The 16,632-nt window shown below is 62.4% G+C and carries 15 protein-coding genes and 5 pseudogenes; 5 read left to right on the forward strand and 15 right to left on the reverse strand.

The window, feature by feature from the left end:
* Position 1: 1 nt before the first annotated feature.
* The 3 genes from ACZ445_RS19420 to pedF are packed head-to-tail and all read right to left on the reverse strand — an operon-like array spanning position 2 to position 2,145.
* On the reverse strand, positions 2 to 934 hold the full coding sequence (locus ACZ445_RS19420) for a quinoprotein relay system zinc metallohydrolase 1 (protein WP_058427588.1): 933 nt from the start codon (positions 932 to 934) through the stop codon (positions 2 to 4).
* A 2-nt stretch (positions 935 to 936) separates the two neighbouring features.
* On the reverse strand, positions 937 to 1,680 hold the full coding sequence (locus ACZ445_RS19425; protein WP_464707461.1) for a quinoprotein dehydrogenase-associated SoxYZ-like carrier: 744 nt from the start codon (positions 1,678 to 1,680) through the stop codon (positions 937 to 939).
* A gap of 3 nt (positions 1,681 to 1,683) precedes the next feature.
* Positions 1,684 to 2,145, reverse strand: a complete 462-nt coding sequence (pedF, locus tag ACZ445_RS19430) for a cytochrome c-550 PedF (RefSeq protein ID WP_071492075.1) — start codon at positions 2,143 to 2,145, stop codon at positions 1,684 to 1,686.
* 253 nt (positions 2,146 to 2,398) lie between these two features.
* Between pedF and exaA the strand changes: the two genes are divergently transcribed.
* On the forward strand, positions 2,399 to 4,291 hold the full coding sequence (gene exaA, locus ACZ445_RS19435; protein ID WP_179040576.1) for a quinoprotein ethanol dehydrogenase: 1,893 nt from the start codon (positions 2,399 to 2,401) through the stop codon (positions 4,289 to 4,291).
* A gap of 97 nt (positions 4,292 to 4,388) precedes the next feature.
* The gene (locus ACZ445_RS19440; protein ID WP_464704021.1) at positions 4,389 to 5,036 is read left to right on the forward strand and encodes a pentapeptide repeat-containing protein; all 648 of its coding nucleotides are present in this window, start codon (positions 4,389 to 4,391) and stop codon (positions 5,034 to 5,036) included.
* Here ACZ445_RS19440 and ACZ445_RS19445 read toward each other — a convergent pair.
* The gene (locus ACZ445_RS19445) at positions 5,033 to 5,659 is read right to left on the reverse strand and encodes a response regulator (protein ID WP_058427585.1); all 627 of its coding nucleotides are present in this window, start codon (positions 5,657 to 5,659) and stop codon (positions 5,033 to 5,035) included. The two genes, ACZ445_RS19440 and ACZ445_RS19445, sit on opposite strands and share 4 nt — an antisense overlap.
* A 153-nt stretch (positions 5,660 to 5,812) precedes the next feature.
* On the opposite strand from ACZ445_RS19445, the gene ACZ445_RS19450 reads away from it, so the two are divergent.
* On the forward strand, positions 5,813 to 6,352 hold the full coding sequence (locus tag ACZ445_RS19450; RefSeq protein ID WP_058427586.1) for a PQQ-dependent catabolism-associated CXXCW motif protein: 540 nt from the start codon (positions 5,813 to 5,815) through the stop codon (positions 6,350 to 6,352).
* Between the two features lie 27 nt (positions 6,353 to 6,379).
* Positions 6,380 to 7,045, forward strand: coding sequence for a response regulator transcription factor (locus ACZ445_RS19455; RefSeq protein ID WP_058427587.1), 666 nt, complete (start codon positions 6,380 to 6,382; stop codon positions 7,043 to 7,045).
* A 131-nt stretch (positions 7,046 to 7,176) separates the two neighbouring features.
* On the opposite strand, the pseudogene ACZ445_RS19460 reads toward ACZ445_RS19455, so the two are convergent.
* The 10 genes and pseudogenes from ACZ445_RS19460 to ACZ445_RS19505 all read right to left on the reverse strand — a co-directional run.
* A pseudogene (locus ACZ445_RS19460) lies at positions 7,177 to 7,286 on the reverse strand (hypothetical protein); the annotation flags it as partial.
* A gap of 148 nt (positions 7,287 to 7,434) precedes the next feature.
* A pseudogene (locus tag ACZ445_RS19465) lies at positions 7,435 to 7,535 on the reverse strand (hypothetical protein); the annotation flags it as partial.
* A 157-nt stretch (positions 7,536 to 7,692) separates the two neighbouring features.
* A pseudogene (locus ACZ445_RS19470) lies at positions 7,693 to 7,811 on the reverse strand (hypothetical protein); the annotation flags it as partial.
* A gap of 140 nt (positions 7,812 to 7,951) precedes the next feature.
* Positions 7,952 to 8,070: pseudogene (locus ACZ445_RS19475) on the reverse strand (hypothetical protein); the annotation flags it as partial.
* Between the two features lie 140 nt (positions 8,071 to 8,210).
* On the reverse strand, positions 8,211 to 10,154 hold the full coding sequence (locus ACZ445_RS19480; RefSeq protein ID WP_464704024.1) for a PAS domain-containing hybrid sensor histidine kinase/response regulator: 1,944 nt from the start codon (positions 10,152 to 10,154) through the stop codon (positions 8,211 to 8,213).
* A complete protein-coding gene (gene nosP / locus ACZ445_RS19485; RefSeq protein WP_058426752.1) occupies positions 10,096 to 11,241 on the reverse strand; it encodes a nitric oxide-sensing protein NosP in 1,146 nt (381 codons plus the stop codon). The genes ACZ445_RS19480 and nosP overlap by 59 nt, the downstream gene beginning before the upstream one ends.
* Before the next feature lie 246 nt (positions 11,242 to 11,487).
* A pseudogene (locus ACZ445_RS19490) lies at positions 11,488 to 11,715 on the reverse strand (porin); the annotation flags it as partial.
* A 262-nt stretch (positions 11,716 to 11,977) separates the two neighbouring features.
* Positions 11,978 to 12,790, reverse strand: a complete 813-nt coding sequence (locus tag ACZ445_RS19495) for a sulfite exporter TauE/SafE family protein (RefSeq protein ID WP_058426750.1) — start codon at positions 12,788 to 12,790, stop codon at positions 11,978 to 11,980.
* Positions 12,791 to 14,035, reverse strand: coding sequence for an NAD(P)/FAD-dependent oxidoreductase (locus ACZ445_RS19500; protein WP_179030414.1), 1,245 nt, complete (start codon positions 14,033 to 14,035; stop codon positions 12,791 to 12,793). It lies immediately after the preceding gene.
* 50 nt (positions 14,036 to 14,085) lie between these two features.
* The gene (locus ACZ445_RS19505) at positions 14,086 to 14,421 is read right to left on the reverse strand and encodes an ArsR/SmtB family transcription factor (RefSeq protein ID WP_058426748.1); all 336 of its coding nucleotides are present in this window, start codon (positions 14,419 to 14,421) and stop codon (positions 14,086 to 14,088) included.
* A gap of 94 nt (positions 14,422 to 14,515) precedes the next feature.
* Here ACZ445_RS19505 and ACZ445_RS19510 point away from each other — a divergent pair, with 94 nt between their 5' ends.
* On the forward strand, positions 14,516 to 15,379 hold the full coding sequence (locus ACZ445_RS19510) for an MBL fold metallo-hydrolase (RefSeq protein WP_464707462.1): 864 nt from the start codon (positions 14,516 to 14,518) through the stop codon (positions 15,377 to 15,379).
* 7 nt (positions 15,380 to 15,386) lie between these two features.
* Here the strand turns inward: ACZ445_RS19510 and ACZ445_RS19515 are convergent, their stop codons facing one another.
* Positions 15,387 to 16,604, reverse strand: a complete 1,218-nt coding sequence (locus ACZ445_RS19515; protein ID WP_464707463.1) for an HD-GYP domain-containing protein — start codon at positions 16,602 to 16,604, stop codon at positions 15,387 to 15,389.
* Positions 16,605 to 16,632: the final 28 nt, after the last annotated feature.

The following is a 16,632-nucleotide window of genomic DNA, read 5'->3' on the forward strand; positions in this document are numbered from 1 at the left end:
CTTATTGTTGGGTGTTGATGGGCTGCATCTGGGTGCGTTCGTAGTGCGGGTACAGGTGGGTCACGCTGCGGGTCAGTTCATAGCGGCTCAGGTTGATGCCCGCGAATCGCTCGGGGATCGGGCTGCGGATCAGCTCGGGCATGTCGCTGCCCTGTGTCGCGGCGTCGCGCAGCAGTTGATCAAGCCAGGTGAGGTAGTCACGCATCTGTTCGAAGGGCTTGGCGTCGGTCGCAATGGGGCCGTGGCCGGGCACGATCAGGGTCCAGGGCAAGCCTTGCAGGGTGGCGATGTCCGCTAGCCAGATCGACAACCCCGGTGAATGCGGCGTGGTGAGCGCACGTTGGTAGAACACCAGGTCGCCGGCAAACAGCACGCCGGTCTTGCGGTCGAGGATCGCCAGGTCGGCGCCGGTGTGCCCGCGCAGTTGCAGCAGTTGCAGGTCGTGGCTGCCGAAGGTTTTCACACCGGGCTGCAGCGTTTCGCTGGGCAGTACCACTTCGGTGCCGCGCATCCAGTCGCCGACCATGCGGTACAGGTTCTCGGCCATGCTGTCGCCCTGCTCATGCAGCAAATCCTGGGTACCGGCCAGGGCACCAATCGGTACATCCTTGAAGGCTTGGTTGCCCAGCGCATGGTCGGGATGGTGGTGCGTCAGCAGCACCTGGATCACCGGTTTGTCGGTGACACGGGCGATGGCCTGGCGCAGGGCTTCGCCGTAGCGCCTGGACGGCCCGGTGTCGATCACCACCACGCCGGGCTCGGTGACGATGAACCCGACATTGACGATATTGCCGCCATTGTCCTTGGCGAAATTGTCGGTGCTGCCTTCCAGCAGCCAGGTGTTGTCGGCGATCAAGCGGGGCGTGAGGGCGTAATCCAGGTCCGCCAGCACCGGCAGGCTGAACAGCAGCAGCCACAGCAGAATCCAGCGCAAGTTCATGGGATGGTCGCCTCGAACTGGCTGCCGCTGGTGTCGCGCAGGGTCAGGCGCGTGGGCCCGCCGCCTTCGATGTCGAAAGCCAGGCTGGGGTTTTCGCTGACCGCCGGGAACAGTTCCAGGCGTGCCAGCAGCTGGTTATCTGCGCCGTGCAATTCGGCCTGGTTGATGAAGAATTCGGGGATGCCGCTGACCATGCCGTTGTCCATGGGATGGGCGACTTGCAGTTTCACGCGGCTAAACTCGGCGCGTGGGTAACGGCCGCCAAGTACTTCGCCCAGGTGCTCTTCCCAATCCGGTTGCGTACGCACCACGCTGGGCGCCGTGCAGCCACCGCCGGCAGCATCGATCAAGGTCGAGCCGACATGCCACATGCCATCCCTGGTAAGCACCGCTGCACGCAACGGCGTGGCCTGTTCGATACGAATCCGCAGCGACAGCCACGGCAGCACCGGCCCCTGCGGCTGGAAATCGACGATCTGCGGCAGCGGGTTCAGCTCGGCCCAGGCAAGGATCTTCACCACGTCCCCCTTGAAGGCGCGGGCGTCGATCTCCAACGGCACCTGGCGCGCATCCTCGGCGAACGGCGGCGCCAAGAGCTTCACGCGCTCGTCGAATACGAACGGTGCATTGTCGAGAAAGCGCTGGTGATAGTAGGCCCACATCACCGAGGGCACCGGGTCCACGGGCGCGCCCCAGGCCAGCATCGGCACACAGCACAGCCACCACCCGCGCAGGCCCATGGCTTACTCCTCGACGTGCACGCTGTCGAGGTAAGTGCGCACCGCCCACAGGGCTTCCTGACTGAGGTAGTCGGCCATTTTCGGCATGTATACCCGGCCATCGCGCACGGCGCCGTGGCGCACGCGCTCCACGAACCATTCATCGCCGGCGTCGCCGGCATCGAGCATGCGCAGGTCGGGGGCGATGCCACCGGACTTGGCTTCCAGGCCATGGCACGCCGCACAGTTCTGGTTGTAGGCCGACGCACCGACCTCCACCGCCTTGTCATGTTCGGGCGTGGTGCGATAAGGGTTGGTGGCGGCCCAGCCATCGGCGTCCAGCGGCACGCCGGCGTCCTTGATCGGGGTAAGGCCTTTGGTTTCCACGGCGGTGGGCGTCACGTTGCCGTGGGCCCAGGCGGATCCACTACTGATTGCACTGGCGAGCAGGCAGGCGGTAATCAAGGCGTTGCGTTTTGTTGTCATTATTTTTCCCTCGGGAGTGCACGCAAAACCTCTTGGCAGAGGCTATGGCAACCATCTTAGGAAGCACCCGGCAGGACCCGTATGCTGCTTTGGTGGGCGGGTTCTCATCCGTTGGTAGCAGGCCTTGTGGGGCACTGCTAAATCAGAGGCGGTTCGGGAAATTGTCCCGGCAACACCGGGACTTTTTCCGTATTCGCCACGGCGTTCACGTCGCACCCTGTGCAGGCCATAACCTCCACTGGGAACTGCAACCATGACAATAAGATCGCTACCCGCCCTCTCGCCGCTGAGCCTTGCCGTGCAGGCCTTCCTGCTGGTCGGCAGCCTGTCCTTGAGTGCGGCCAGCTTCGCCGCCGCCGAGCCTGCCAAACAGACCCGCAACGTCACCTGGGAAGACATCGCCAACGACCACCTGACCACCAAGGACGTGCTGCAATACGGCATGGGCACCAACGCCCAGCGCTGGAGCCCGCTGGCCCAGGTCAACGACAAGAACGTGTTCAAGCTCACACCGGCCTGGTCTTATTCGTTCGGCGACGAGAAGCAGCGTGGCCAGGAATCCCAGGCCATCGTCAGCGACGGCGTGGTCTACGTCACCGGCTCCTATTCCCGGGTGTTCGCCCTCGATGCGAAGACCGGCAAACGCCTGTGGACCTACAACCACCGCCTGCCCGACAACATTCGCCCGTGCTGCGACGTGGTCAACCGGGGCGCGGCGATCTTCGGCGACAAGATCTACTTCGGCACCCTCGATGCACGCCTGATCGCCCTCGACAAGAACACCGGCAAAGTGGTGTGGAACAAGAAGTTCGGCGACCACGCCGCTGGCTACACCATGACCGGCGCCCCGGTGCTGATCAAAGACAAGGTCAGCGGCAAGGTGCTGCTGATCCACGGCAGCTCCGGCGATGAATTCGGCGTGGTCGGCCAGCTGTATGCGCGCGACCCGGACACCGGCGAAGAGGTGTGGATGCGCCCGTTCGTGGAAGGCCACATGGGCCGCCTGAACGGCAAGGACAGCACCCCGACCGGCGACGTCAAGGCTCCGTCCTGGCCGGATGACCCGACCACCGAAACCGGCAAGGTCGAGGCCTGGAGCCACGGCGGCGGCGCGCCCTGGCAGAGTGCGAGCTTCGATGCCGAGACCAATACCATCATCGTCGGCGCCGGCAACCCTGGCCCGTGGAACACCTGGGCGCGCACCTCCAAGGACGGCAACCCCCACGACTTCGACAGCCTCTACACCTCCGGCCAGGTCGGCGTCGACCCAAGCACCGGCGAGGTGAAGTGGTTCTACCAGCACACGCCGAACGATGCCTGGGACTTCTCCGGCAACAACGAGCTGGTGCTGTTCGACTACAAGAACAAGGACGGCAAGGTCATCAAGGCCACCGGCCACGCCGACCGCAACGGCTTCTTCTATGTGGTCGACCGCACCAACGGCAAGCTGCAGAACGCCTTCCCGTTCGTCGACAACATCACCTGGGCCAGCCACATCGACCTGAAGACCGGCCGCCCCGTGGAAAACGAAGGCCAGCGTCCGGCCAAGCCATTGCCGGGTGAAACCAAGGGCAAGCCGGTGGAAGTCTCGCCGCCGTTCCTCGGTGGCAAGAACTGGAACCCCATGGCCTACAGCCAGGACACCGGCCTGTTCTACATCCCGGGCAACCAGTGGAAAGAGGAGTACTGGACTGAAGAGGTCAACTACAAGAAAGGCTCGGCGTACCTGGGCATGGGGTTCCGCATCAAGCGCATGTATGACGACCACGTCGGCACCTTGCGGGCGATGAACCCGACCACCGGCAAGGTGGTGTGGGAACACAAGGAACACCTGCCATTGTGGGCCGGCGTGCTGGCGACCAAGGGCAACCTGGTGTTCACCGGCACCGGCGACGGCTTCTTCAAAGCCTTCGACGCGAAGACCGGCAAGGAGCTGTGGAAATTCCAGACCGGCAGCGGCATCGTCTCGCCGCCGATCACCTGGGAACAGGATGGCGAGCAGTACATCGGCGTGACAGTCGGCTACGGCGGCGCGGTGCCGTTGTGGGGCGGCGACATGGCGGAGCTGACCAAGCCGGTGGCACAGGGTGGGTCGTTCTGGGTGTTCAAGATCCCGAGTTGGGATCAGAAAACCGCTCAGAAATAACCCCCACTGAGTATGCCGGGGTCACCCTATGTGGTGAGCGGGCTTGTCCGCTCACCACAACAAGCCCGCTCACCATAGGATCCCCAGAGGTCTCGCGATGAAATATCTGCCCTTATTAGTCCTGCTATCCCTCCCCCTGGCCCACGCCGATGACGGCGACGACGCCCCCCTGGTCATCAACGGCTGTACCATCGCCGCACACAGCCAATGCCCCGGCGCCAACCTCAAGGGCGCCAACCTGAGCAATCAGGACTTGAGCAAAATGAACCTGGCCGGCGCCGACCTGCGTGATGCCGATCTGCGCCACGCCAACCTGGACCTGGCCAACCTGGAAAAAGCCCAACTGCAAGGTGCCAACCTGACCCGCGCCAGCCTGCAACAAGCCAACCTGCGCCTGGCCGACTTCACCGGCGCCACGCTGATGGCCGTGCAAGGCTGGGGGCTGTTTGCCCAGGGTGCTCAGTTTGAAAACGCTAACCTCAGCGCCGCCTACCTGCAATTTGCCCGGCTGTCGGGGGCCAAGCTGCACCAGGCCAACCTGCGGGCGGCCGACCTGGAAATGACCTGGCTGAGCAAAGCCGACCTGCAAGGCGCCGACCTCAGCGACGCCAACCTGCAAGAAGCCAAGTTCGGCGAAAGCAACCTGGAAAAAGCCACCCTCACCGGCAGCCGCCAGCACTATGCGAATTTCCAGGATGCGAACATGGAAGGTTGCAAGGACTGCCCGACCACCTGGGATCGTTAACCCGCCACCCGCACCACCCCCATGTCGATACCCAAATGCACCAACTCGGCATGGGAACTGACCTGCAATTTGCTCTTGAGCAGGGTCAGATGATTGGACACGGTCTTGCTGCTGATACTCAGCTGGGCGGCAATCGCACGCGCCGGGGTGCCCTTGGCGAGCATCAGGAAAATCTCCAGTTCACGCTGGGTCATGCTTTGCAGGCGCCGGTCGGTGGGGTGGAAAGCCAGCTGGGTGGCCAGGTCCTGTTCAATATAGGTGTGGCCGTCAAGAATGCGCTCCACCGCATCCAGCATCACCGACGGCAACGCGCTTTTGGTCAGGTAGCCGGAAGCACCGGCCTCCAGGGCCTGGCGCACCAAAGGCAACTCGGCATGCTGGCTGAAAAACAGCACGCGCAACTGCGGCAGGCGCTGGCGCAGGCGGCGGGTGGTTTCCAGGCCGCTGATGCCCGGTAGGCCAAGGCCGATGATCACCAGGTTAGGCAACGCTTCGTGCACCCGCGCCAAGGCATCCTCGCCACTCGCCGCTTCGCGCACCACCACACCCGGCAACCGGTTGCGCAACAGGCCGGCGTAACCCAGGCGGACCACGGCGTGATCATCGACCAGCAGGATATTCATAGTGCCTCCAATGGCAGTGCCTCTGGCCATGCTAGAACCCCGGGGGCCAACACGACCTACTACTTTGGTACTGGTTTTGCTGTCTATCGTCGCATTCCCAAGGCAGCGGGACTGGCGTGTAATGGGTGCATAACGATAAGGACCGGACCCGCCATGCTGCCCGCTCGACTGCCCCTTGCGGCACTGTTGTGCCTGTTCATCACGTACGTACAGGCCGACACGCCACTGTTTTCCGCCGATGGCTACCGCACCAGCCTGTACCGCAGCCCCACGCCCGAACACCTGCCCGGTGCAGTCATTGTCGACACCCCTGCCCTGCAAACGCTATTGACCCAGACGCCCGCACCGGTACTGATCGACGTGTACCGCCGCCCGTGGCTACAGGGCCGCTTCATCGAAGACCAGCCCCACGCCAACCTGCCCGGCAGCCACTGGCTGGCCAATACCGGCGACGGCGACCTCACGCCCGAGTGGCAAGGCTACTTCGTGCGCCACCTGTACAAATACACCGGCGGCAACTTGGCCCGCCCGCTGGTGTTCTACTGCCGCGCCGATTGCTGGCTGAGTTGGAACGCGGTAAAACGGGCCGCCAACCTGGGCTATACCTCGGTGTATTGGTACCGCGATGGCTTGGACGCATGGGAAGCGGCAAACCTGCCAGTGACGGCTGCGACCCCCGAACCCTTTGAATAAAAAACCACAACAAGAAGGTGAACGGCCATGTACAAAATTCTGATTGCCGACGATCACCCGCTGTTTCGCGAGGCGATCCACAACGTCATCAGCGACGGTTTCCCCGGCAGCGACGTGATGGAAACCGCCGACCTGGACAGCGCCCTTGCGCTGACCCAGGAACATGACGACCTCGACCTGATCCTGCTAGACCTGAACATGCCCGGCATGCACGGCCTCAACGGCCTGATCAACCTGCGCAACGAGTCGCCGACCATTCCGGTGGTGATCGTCTCGGCCGAGCAGGACAAACAGATCGTGCTGCAAGCCATCACCTACGGCGCCGTGGGCTTTATCACCAAGTCATCACCGCGCCTGCAAATGACCGAGGCGATCCAGCAGATTCTCAACGGCAATGTGTACCTGCCGCCGGACATCATCCGTACCCAGAAAAACACCGGGCAGCGGCGCATGAACGACAGCCCAGGCTTTGCCCCCGAGCTGTTGCAGGCGCTGACACGCAAGCAGCTGCTGGTGTTGGAGCGGATGACCAAGGGCGAGTCGAACAAGCAGATTGCCTATACGCTGGAGATTGCCGAGACCACGGTGAAGGCGCATGTGTCGGCGATTTTGCGCAAGTTGAATGTGCATAACCGGGTGCAGGCGATACTCAGTGCCGGGGATATCGACTTCGGCTCGTACTTGCGCCGCTGACGGTCTGACACACCACAAATCAACTGTGGGAGGAGGCTTGCCCCCGATGGCAAAGTGTCAGTCAGCACATGCATTGACTGATCCACCGCTATCGGGGGCAAGCCCCCTCCCACATTTTGATCTGCATTTTGTCAGGGTCGGCTGAGCAGGTGACCCATGGCGGTTTTCAGCTTCATCGGCCGCACCGGCTTGTGCATCAACATATGCCTAGCTCACGTATCTGCAGCTTCAATTCTCGGCTCGTACTTTCGCCGCTGACCCCTTTGACACACCACAAATCAACTGTGGGAGGGGGCTTGCCCCCGATGGCAGAGTGTCAGTCAGCACATGCATTGACTGATCCACCGCTATCGGGGGCAAGCCCCCTCCCACATTTGATCTGCATTTTGTCAGGGTCGGCTGAGCAGGTGACTCATGGCGGTCTTGAGCTTCATCGGCCGCACCGGCTTGTGCATCAACGTATGCCTAGCTCACGTATCTGCAGCTTCAGTTCTCGGCCCGTACCTGCGTCGCTGCCTCCTTTGACACACCACCAGTCAACTGTGGGAGGGGGCTTGCCCCCGATGGCAGAGTGTCAGTCAGCACATGCATTGACTGATCCACCGCTATCGGGGGCAAGCCCCCTCCCACATTTGATCTGCATTTTGTCAGGGTCGGCTGAGCAGGTGACTCATGGCGGTCTTGAGCTTCATCGGCCGCACCGGCTTGTGCATCAACGTATGCCTAGCTCACGTATCTGCAGCTTCAGTTCTCGGCCCGTACCTGCGTCGCTGCCTCCTTTGACACACCACCAGTCAACTGTGGGAGGGGGCTTGCCCCCGATGGCAAAGTGTCAGTCAGCACATGCATTGCCTGATCCACCGCTATCGGGGGCAAGCCCCCTCCCACATTTTGATCTGCATTTTGTCAGGGTCGGCTGAGCAGGTGACTCATGGCGGTCTTGAGCTTCATCGGCCGCACCGGCTTGTGCATCAACGTATGCCTAGCTCACGTATCTGCAGCTTCATTTCTCGGCTCGTACTTGCGCCGCTGCCCCCTTTGACACACCACAAATCAACTGTGGGAGGGGGCTTGCCCCCGATGGCAGAGTGTCAGTCGGCACATGCATTGACTGATCCACCGCTATCGGGGGCAAGCCCCCTCCCACATTTTGATCTGCATTTTGTCAGGGGCGGCTGAGCAGGTGGCTCATGGCGGTTTTCAGCTTCATGGGCCTGACGGGCTTGTGCATCAACGTATGCCCCAACTCACGGATCTGCTGCTTCAATTCATTGCTGTAGTTGGCGGTGATCATCAGCGCCGGTATTGCGCGACCGCGTCGTCCATTGATGCGGGCCACGGCGTCCACGCCGTTCTGGTCGTCGTCCAGGTGGTAATCGGCAATCAACAGGTCCGCCTCGGCATGGTAGTTGTCCACCTGCCGCGCCAGGTCCTGTTCCGACAGAGCCGTGATCACCCGGCAGCCCCAGCCTTCGAGCAAGGTACGCATGCCTGCGCAGATCGCCGCGTCGTTGTCCAGCACCCACACCCGCGCACCTTGCAGGCGTTCGAGCAACGGCTCGCTCATGGAAGGCGCCGGCAGCGACTTGGGTGCTGTGGCGCTTAACGGTACCTCCACCGAGAACATCGAGCCTTTGCCCGGCCAGGATCTGACGCAGATGCGATGGCCGAGTATCCCGGCGATCTTTTCCACAATGGCCAGGCCCAGCCCCAGGCCGCGGTCCTGGTCCGGCCGCTGCACGTCGCCGCGCTTAAACTCCTGGAAAATCTCCTCCAAGCGCTCTTGCGCAATCCCCATGCCGCTGTCCCACACCTGGATCAACAGGCGCTGCTGCTGACGCCGGCACCCCAGCACCACCCGCCCTTGGTAGGTGTAGCGAATGGCATTGCTGAGCAGGTTGCGCAGGATCCGCGCCAGCAACTGGATGTCGCTGCGCACCAACGCGGAGCAGCCGACAAAGTGCAGCGCCAAGCCTTCGGCGCGGGCCAGCTGGGTGTACTCGGCGGCGAGGTTGTCGAGCAATTCACTCAAGGCGAACGGCGCGATATCGGCCTTGATCACGCCAGCATCCAGCTTGGAAATATCCACCAGGGTCCCCAGCAGGTTTTCCACGTCCTCCAGTGAGTTGCTCACATTGCGCACCAGGGCTTCGCTGGGGCGCTCCAGCAAGGCACTGGTGAACAGCCGCGCCGCATTCAACGGTTGCAACAGGTCATGGCTGACGGCGGCGAGAAACTTGGTTTTCGACAGGTTGGCTTGCTCGGCCTCGAGCTTGGCTTCGCGCAGACGGGTTTCCATGCGACGGCGCTCGTCGATTTCCTTGAGCAGTTGGTCATTGAGCGACGTAAGCTCCGAGGTGCGCTGGGCCACGCGCTGTTCCAGATGCTGGTAGGCCTGGTGCAAGGCTTCGGCCGTGCGGCGGCGTTCGGTGATATCGCGGATCAACACGAAGATCCCCACCACCTCGCCACTGGCGAGCATGTTCGGTACATAGGAACGCAGCATGTAGCGTTCCTGGTGGTTGATGTTGGTTTCGGCGAACTCGAAGGTCACGCTCTCCCCCGCCAAGGCACGGGCGACGTAGGCATCCAGGCGCTGGCAATGCTGCTCGCTGTGCACTTCGCGCAGGCTCTGCCCAAGCATCATGCCGCGCGGCCAGCAGTACCATTCTTCATAGACCTTGTTGGTGAACTCATAGACCAGGTCGGCATTCAGGTAGCCGATCAGCGCCGGCACGTTGTCGGTGATCAGGCGGATCCAGCGCTCGCTCTCCTGGGCTTTCTGCGCCGCCGCCTGTTCGCCACGCAGGGTTTCGGCGCGCAGCCGGGCGTTGATCAACAAGTGGTTGCTGGCCTTGAGTTCGGCCATCGCCTGGTTCAGCGCGTCGGTGCGCTCGCGCACCTGCTCGGCGAGCACCACCGAATGCTGGAAGGTGGTGTAGGGGTTGTTGCCCTGGGGCATGCCGGACTCGATGCGCTCGATCAGCGCCGCATTGATCCGCGCCAGCTTGTGGTTGTCCTGTTGCAGCCGGGCCAGTTGAGCGGGCAGGTCAGCGCCGGCCTCGGGCAATGGCGACCCCGGTGAACGTCTGGTTGATGTGCATGCCATTGAACTGTTCTCCGTAGGTGTTGAAACCCATCACCCGCTGGTCCCGCAAGTAACCACCGAGCTGTTCGAGGGTGCCGTTGTCTTCAAGCTCCAGGCGGCGCAAAAAGCAATCGCAGCCGATGGTCAGCAACAGGTCGCCGAGGCGCGCTTGCAGGCCGTCGAACAGAGCCTGCAGGTTCGGCAGCAGCGGGCCGGGCGTCATGACCGTCAGCACGATGCCGTTTTCCACCGCGCAGTAGAAACTCAGGCTGAGGTCCTCATGCACCTGCTGGATAGCGCGCACGTAGTACTGGTCGTGGATACGCACCGCCAGCGGGTGCGCGGCGAACGTGCGGTGGTCGAGGTCGGCTACCGCCACGCCGATATGCCGCGCATACTCTTCGGCGGCAGGCTCGGCGTTGAGCTCGAACACGCGGCGTGACGGGCTGTCGGCGCCGGTCACCACGAGCTTTTCCGTGCGCGGCAGGATGTGGTGGGTGGTGAACACCTCGAAATCCAGCCAGGTGTTGACCAGCACCACCACCGCCGCGCCGCTGTGGAACACGCCGTTGAAGTACACGTGGGTGTGAGTGAGGAAGTTGTCGTCACCGGCCGAACCGCCGAAGTGCGGGATATCCCCAAGGGCTGCACTGAGGGCGGCAAGGACCATTTCTTCGCGGCTGGACAGCCCGTCAAGCAGGGTCAGCGCAAACGTGTTGCCTTTGATCGGCGCCAGGGTGTTGGCGCGACAGCCGCCGACCAGACGCTCGACCATGTCCTGGGCACCGATCAGGCTGAAGTGCTCGACCTGATCGATCAGCTCGGTGGCGATGGAAAAGTGCGCATGGTTGAAGCCCACCGCCGTGATGCAGTTGCGACCGTAGCCTTGGGGCGTGATCTCGCCGGCGCTGGTGCAGCCGACCACCCGCACCTTGCCGAAGCACTGTTGCAGGGCCTGGCCCAGGGCCTGGAGGTCGTAGGACGCGGAACAGAAAAACAGCACAAACCCCAGGTACGGGTGCAGCAGTTGCTGGGCCAATTCCTCGGCGGCCTGCCCAGCATCAGTGGCCTGGGACATGGCACTGACTACGCCTTCACTGTTGTGCATCGTTGCCTCCCCCTCTGAAGCATCAGTGTACGAAGGGACTGGGCGTGGACCTATGCTACTTGGGTACTGGGTGGGGAATGCGATGGGATGAGGCTTTCAAGACCACTCTCTCAAAAGCCAATGGGGATCCAATGTGGGAGGGGGCTTGCCCCCGATTGCAGGGTGTCAGTCGATGCATGAGTGATTGATCCACCGCTATCGGGGGCAAGCCCCCTCCCACATTTTGATTGCATTTCAGATGACTACCACGCCATTGCCGTCGTCCTTGGTCTTGCCGTAGGGCAGGGCCAGGCGGTTCTTGCCGACCTTGTACGAGCCTTGTACCAGGTAGCCATTGCTGTCGACGTTGCGCAACGTGGCCTCCCCGGCATTGTTTGTGAAAAACGGGTTGATGCCCTTGGCCTGGAGCGACAAACCGCCCATCTTCGCCTGCACGCCGTAGCCCAGGCCCTTGGAGGTGACGGAGGCCACGGTGGAAAGGCGTTGATGTAGCCATCGGTGGAGAAGGTGGTTTCGTCCTTGTCGTACAGCATGATTTCGGCGTCGGCGAATGGGCTGAGGATAAAGGCAGGTAACAGACGCAGGGGGACGTTCTTATTGTTATGCAGGGTGCGCTCCGCAACGGGACTTGATGTCGGAGGCGATTATCAAAAGGCGGTGGGCCATGGCATACGCTGCCTTGGCCCTGATTTGCGGATGCTTGCCCGGCAAGTTCGGTTTAGTCCAGGCCCGGCACTTAGGATGTAAGACCGGCCTTGACCAACATGCCCACGGCCACCACGACACACAGGCCGGCAAAACCGACCTGCAAGGCACGCGCGGGGATCACCGAACACAGACGCCGACCGGCGAGCATGCCGACGATACTCGCGGCGATAAACACCCAACCCACCGGCTCGATGCGCACACCGGCATGCAACGCACCGGCCACGCCGATCAACGACAGCAGGCTGATCACCATCAGGGAGGTGGCGACGATGCCGCGCATCTGCACGTCGGTGAGCTGCTTGAACGCCGGTACGATCAGGAAGCCGCCGCCCACGCCCAGCAGGCCGGACACCGCACCGGTCACCGCGCCGAGGGCGGCCAGGGTCGCGCTGCATTTGGCGGTCCAGGCCAGGCGCCCGGTCTGCTGGTCGAGCATGCAGTTCTTCTGGCCCCAGGAGGCGGTCCCGTGATCACTCGGCCCCGCCTCGCGTTTTTCACGCTGCAACATGCGCCAGGCCACCAGCACCATCAACGCGCTGAACAGCCCCATCAGCAGGGCTTCCGGCATTTGGTGGGCGAGATACACCCCCACCGGCGAAAACAGCGCGCCGAGCAAGGCGATCAGCAACGCGGCGCGATAACGCACCAGGCCATGGCGCAAACCATCGACCGCCCCTACCGCCGCCGCCGCGCCCACGGCGAGCAACGACACCGGCGCGGCCTGGGTCATGCTCAAGCCCAGGCCCAGCACCAGCGCAGGCACCCCGAGGATGCCGCCACCGGCGCCGGTCAGCCCCATGACCAGGCCCATCAACAATCCCAACACACTGGCGAGCAGCATTCAGTCCACCTTGCTCAGGCGGGTCAGCCATTCGCGGCCCTTGAGCATGCCGTTCCAGTAGAACCACGGCAGCAGAGTCGCCTTGAGGAACCACATCGAACGACGCGCCCGGGTCGGGTCCAGGGGAAAGGTCGGCAGCAACTTGCCGCCATAGCCAAACTCGGCCAGCACCACCTTGCCCTTCTCCACCGTCAGCGGGCAGGAGCCGTAACCGTCATATTTGAGCGGCAACGGCGCCTGTCTGCGCAGGGCCAGCAGGTTTTCGGCAACCACCACGATTTGCTTGCGCACCGCTGCGGCGGTCTTGGCGTTGGTGGTGCCGCACACGTCGCCCAGTCCAAAGATGTGCGGGTAGCGCAGGTGCTGCAGGCTGTGGGGGTTCACTTCGCACCAGCCGGCTGCATCGGCCAGCGGGCTTTGGCGGATGAAATCCGGGGACACTTGCGGTGGGACCACGTGCAGCAAATCGAAGGGTTTCTCTTCAACACGGACGTTGCCCTCAGCGTCCTTCACTTCGAACCAGGCCTTGCGTGCCGGGCCGTCGACTTTCACCAGGTTGGCATTGAACGCCAGGCGGGCGTTGTACTTTTCCACGTACTTCATCAGCGGCGGCACAAAGGTCGCCACCCCGAACAGCGCGGCGCCAGCCAGGTTGAATTCGACGTCGATGTGTTTCAGCGTGCCCTGTTTGAGCCAGTGATCGCAGGACAGGTACATGGCTTTTTGCGGCGCACCCGCGCATTTGATCGGCATCGCCGGCTGGGTGAAGATCGCCTTGCCGCCCTTGAGTTGCTGCACCAGTTGCCAGGTGTAGGCCGCATGCTCATAGCTGTAATTGGATGTGACGCCATGCTGGCCGAGGGTGTCTTGCAGCCCTTCGACCTTCTCCCAGGCCAGGCGCAAGCCGGGGCAGACGATCAGGTTGTTCCAGGTGACGCGCTGGCCGCTGTCGAGCACCAGGGTCTGCTCGTCCGGCAGCAGTTCGCTGACGGCGGCCTGTACCCAGGTGACGCCATTGGGCAACACGTCAGCCAGTGGGCGGCGGGTCTTTTTCACGTCGTAGGCACCGCCGCCCACCAGGGTCCAGGCGGGCTGGTAGCAGTGGTGGTCGCTCGGTTCGATCAGGGTGATATTCAGATGGGGGTCGCGCTTGAGCAGGCTGGCCAGCAGGCCGATGCCCGCCGAGCCGCCGCCGATGACTACGATATCGCCACTGATGGTAGGGCCCCAGTGTTGGTCGGTCATGGTCTATCGCCTTTGTAATACATGCACACAAGGGTCGCTGCCGGATGGCGTCACGCCCAGCTTTTTATGACCGCGCCACAGTACAGCCCGGACAGGGTCCTCATCACTTGAATCACTTCATGGCTGGCCAGCCCGTAGAAAATGTATTTGCCTTCCCGACGGGTGGCCACCAACCCTTCATCGCGCAGGATGCCCAACTGTTGTGACAGCGTGGGTTGGCGTACACCGGTCAGGGCTTCCAGCTCGCCGACATTACGCTCGCCCTGGGTCAACTGGCACAGGATCAACAAACGGTCCTCATTGGCCAGGGCCTTGAGCAAGGAACAGGCCTTGGACGCCGATGCGCGCAGTTGGGCGACTTCGCCTTCACTCAGAGTAGATTCCATTTGCCTCGGGTCCTTTGTGTCACTTAAGCTCAAAACATTATGTGAAAACGTAAACTGATTGTAACCACTTTTTTCTTCATCGGGGACGTCCGCCATGCCAGCGTTGATTCAAGCCTTTCTGGACGAGGCATCGTCGACCTACACCTACGTCGTCTATGAAACCGACGGCGGCCCGTGCGCCATTGTCGACTCAGTACTCAACTACGACCCGGCCTCGGGGCGTACCGATACCGCTCAAGCCGATAACGTCATCGCCTTTGTGCGCGAGCACGCTTTGCAGGTGCAGTGGCTGCTGGAAACCCACGCTCATGCCGACCACCTATCCGCCGCGCCCTACCTGCGCCGCACCTTGGGCGGCAAGATCGCGATTGGCCAGTCCATCAGCAAAGTCCAGAGCGTGTTCAAGCACCTGTTCAACCTGGAGCCGGAATTCCGTGTGGATGGCTCGCAGTTCGATCATCTGTTTGCGCCGGATGAGGTGTTTCATATCGGCAACCTCAAGGCCCAGGCACTGCATGTGCCAGGGCATACGCCGGCGGACATGGCCTATCTGATCGACGGCCGATTGATTCTGGTGGGTGACACGCTGTTCATGCCGGATGTCGGTACCGCCCGCTGTGATTTCCCGGGCGGGGATGCGCGGCAGCTGTATGCATCGATGCGCAAGTTGCTGGCCTTTCCATTGGAAACCGAGTTGTACGTGTGCCATGACTACCCGCCAGAAGGCCGCGAGGCCAAATGCCGGACCACCGTGGCCGAGCAGCGCGCAGGCAATATCCATGTGCATGACGGCGTGGATGAAGCAGCGTTTGTCGAGATGCGCACCCAACGCGACGCCGGGCTGGGCATGCCGACGCTGTTGCTGCCGGCGATCCAGGTGAATGTGCGGGCGGGCAACCTGCCCCCCGCCGAAGATAACGGTGTGGTGTACCTGAAGATTCCGCTCAACCAACTCTGAATCGCGCTCACTCGAAGTACGACGACTTGGAGGGTGCAAGCCCCGACCACAATTCGTCGACATGCTTGAAGCCCCACTCATCGGCGCTTTCACGGCCGATGATCTTGTCCGGTTGCTCAGCCAGGTTCACCACCGACTGGGAAATCGGCAAGCGTGAACGTGCCGAAAAGAACACCTTGACCTTGGGCGTCAGCAGCGACGTGGGGCTTTGTTCGACAACCACACCAATGCGCCCGCTTTCCAGGCGCACCAAGGCGCCGATCGGGTAAATACCCACGCAACGGACAAACGCCTGGAACACCCGGGCATCGAAGTGTCCTTTCCATTCGGCCATTTTCTGGATCGCCTCAGTGGGCCCCCACCCTTGTTTGTAGGGGCGCTCCGAGGTGATCGCATCATAGACATCGCACACCGCGCCCATTTGCGCGAACAGGCTGATCTGGTCCTGCGCCAGGCCAAGGGGATAGCCGCTGCCGTCGACTTTTTCATGGTGATGCAGGCACACATCCAGCACCAGGGCGCTGATCTGCGGGCATAGCCGCAACATCTGCGCGCCTTCCACCGGGTGCTGGCGTACGGTGCAGAACTCCGCCTCGGTCAGCCCGGCCGGCTTGCTCAAGATCTGCTCGGGAATGGCCATTTTCCCAACATCATGAAACAGCCCGGCCAACCCGGCTTCCTGGACCAGGTCCGGAGACAGGTTCAATTGCCGCGCCAGCGCGATCATCAAGCCACTGACCGCGATGGAATGCATATAGCTGTATTCATTGGCTTTTTTCAGGCGCACCAGGCTGAGCAAGGCATGGGGATGGCGCAGCATGGAGCGGGAGATGTCCTCCACCAGGCTGGCCACTTGACGAACCTCCACCGCGCGCCCCATGCGCAGGTCACTGAACATACTGACCACGGCACGCTTGGCAACCGCACACACCTTCACTGCACGCGCCACCTCCGCTTTCATCTCTGTGGGGGCAGGCACCACAGGACGCGGTGTGGCAGGTTGTTTGACGGTGACCGGTGCCGCTGGGGCCGGTTGTGGTTCGTCGCAGCCTTTTGCGGTATCGATCCAGACCCGCTGGACCTGCGACGTCAACAAACGCTGCCGGTCCTCTTCACGGTCCAACAAAAAGCTGCTCTTCCAGAACCCATGGCCGATCCATGGGCCGTCCAGTTTGTGCAGGTACATCCCCAGGATCACCTGGGAACAAGCAATGCACTTCAGCATGTATCATCGCCCCAAGGCATGACCTGCT

Source organism: Pseudomonas allii (assembly GCF_055380095.1).

Coding starts and splice junctions, on each gene's coding strand:
- ACZ445_RS19425 (WP_464707461.1), bottom strand. CDS start 1,680: ATGGGCCTGCGCGGGTGGTGGCTGTGCTGTGTGCCGATGCTGGCCTGG.
- pedF (WP_071492075.1), bottom strand. CDS start 2,145: ATGACAACAAAACGCAACGCCTTGATTACCGCCTGCCTGCTCGCCAGT.
- exaA (WP_179040576.1), top strand. CDS start 2,399: ATGACAATAAGATCGCTACCCGCCCTCTCGCCGCTGAGCCTTGCCGTG.
- ACZ445_RS19440 (WP_464704021.1), top strand. CDS start 4,389: ATGAAATATCTGCCCTTATTAGTCCTGCTATCCCTCCCCCTGGCCCAC.
- ACZ445_RS19445 (WP_058427585.1), bottom strand. CDS start 5,659: ATGAATATCCTGCTGGTCGATGATCACGCCGTGGTCCGCCTGGGTTAC.
- ACZ445_RS19450 (WP_058427586.1), top strand. CDS start 5,813: ATGCTGCCCGCTCGACTGCCCCTTGCGGCACTGTTGTGCCTGTTCATC.
- ACZ445_RS19455 (WP_058427587.1), top strand. CDS start 6,380: ATGTACAAAATTCTGATTGCCGACGATCACCCGCTGTTTCGCGAGGCG.
- ACZ445_RS19480 (WP_464704024.1), bottom strand. CDS start 10,154: ATGGCATGCACATCAACCAGACGTTCACCGGGGTCGCCATTGCCCGAG.
- nosP (WP_058426752.1), bottom strand. CDS start 11,241: ATGCACAACAGTGAAGGCGTAGTCAGTGCCATGTCCCAGGCCACTGAT.
- ACZ445_RS19495 (WP_058426750.1), bottom strand. CDS start 12,790: ATGCTGCTCGCCAGTGTGTTGGGATTGTTGATGGGCCTGGTCATGGGG.
- ACZ445_RS19500 (WP_179030414.1), bottom strand. CDS start 14,035: ATGACCGACCAACACTGGGGCCCTACCATCAGTGGCGATATCGTAGTC.
- ACZ445_RS19505 (WP_058426748.1), bottom strand. CDS start 14,421: ATGGAATCTACTCTGAGTGAAGGCGAAGTCGCCCAACTGCGCGCATCG.
- ACZ445_RS19510 (WP_464707462.1), top strand. CDS start 14,516: ATGCCAGCGTTGATTCAAGCCTTTCTGGACGAGGCATCGTCGACCTAC.
- ACZ445_RS19515 (WP_464707463.1), bottom strand. CDS start 16,604: ATGCTGAAGTGCATTGCTTGTTCCCAGGTGATCCTGGGGATGTACCTG.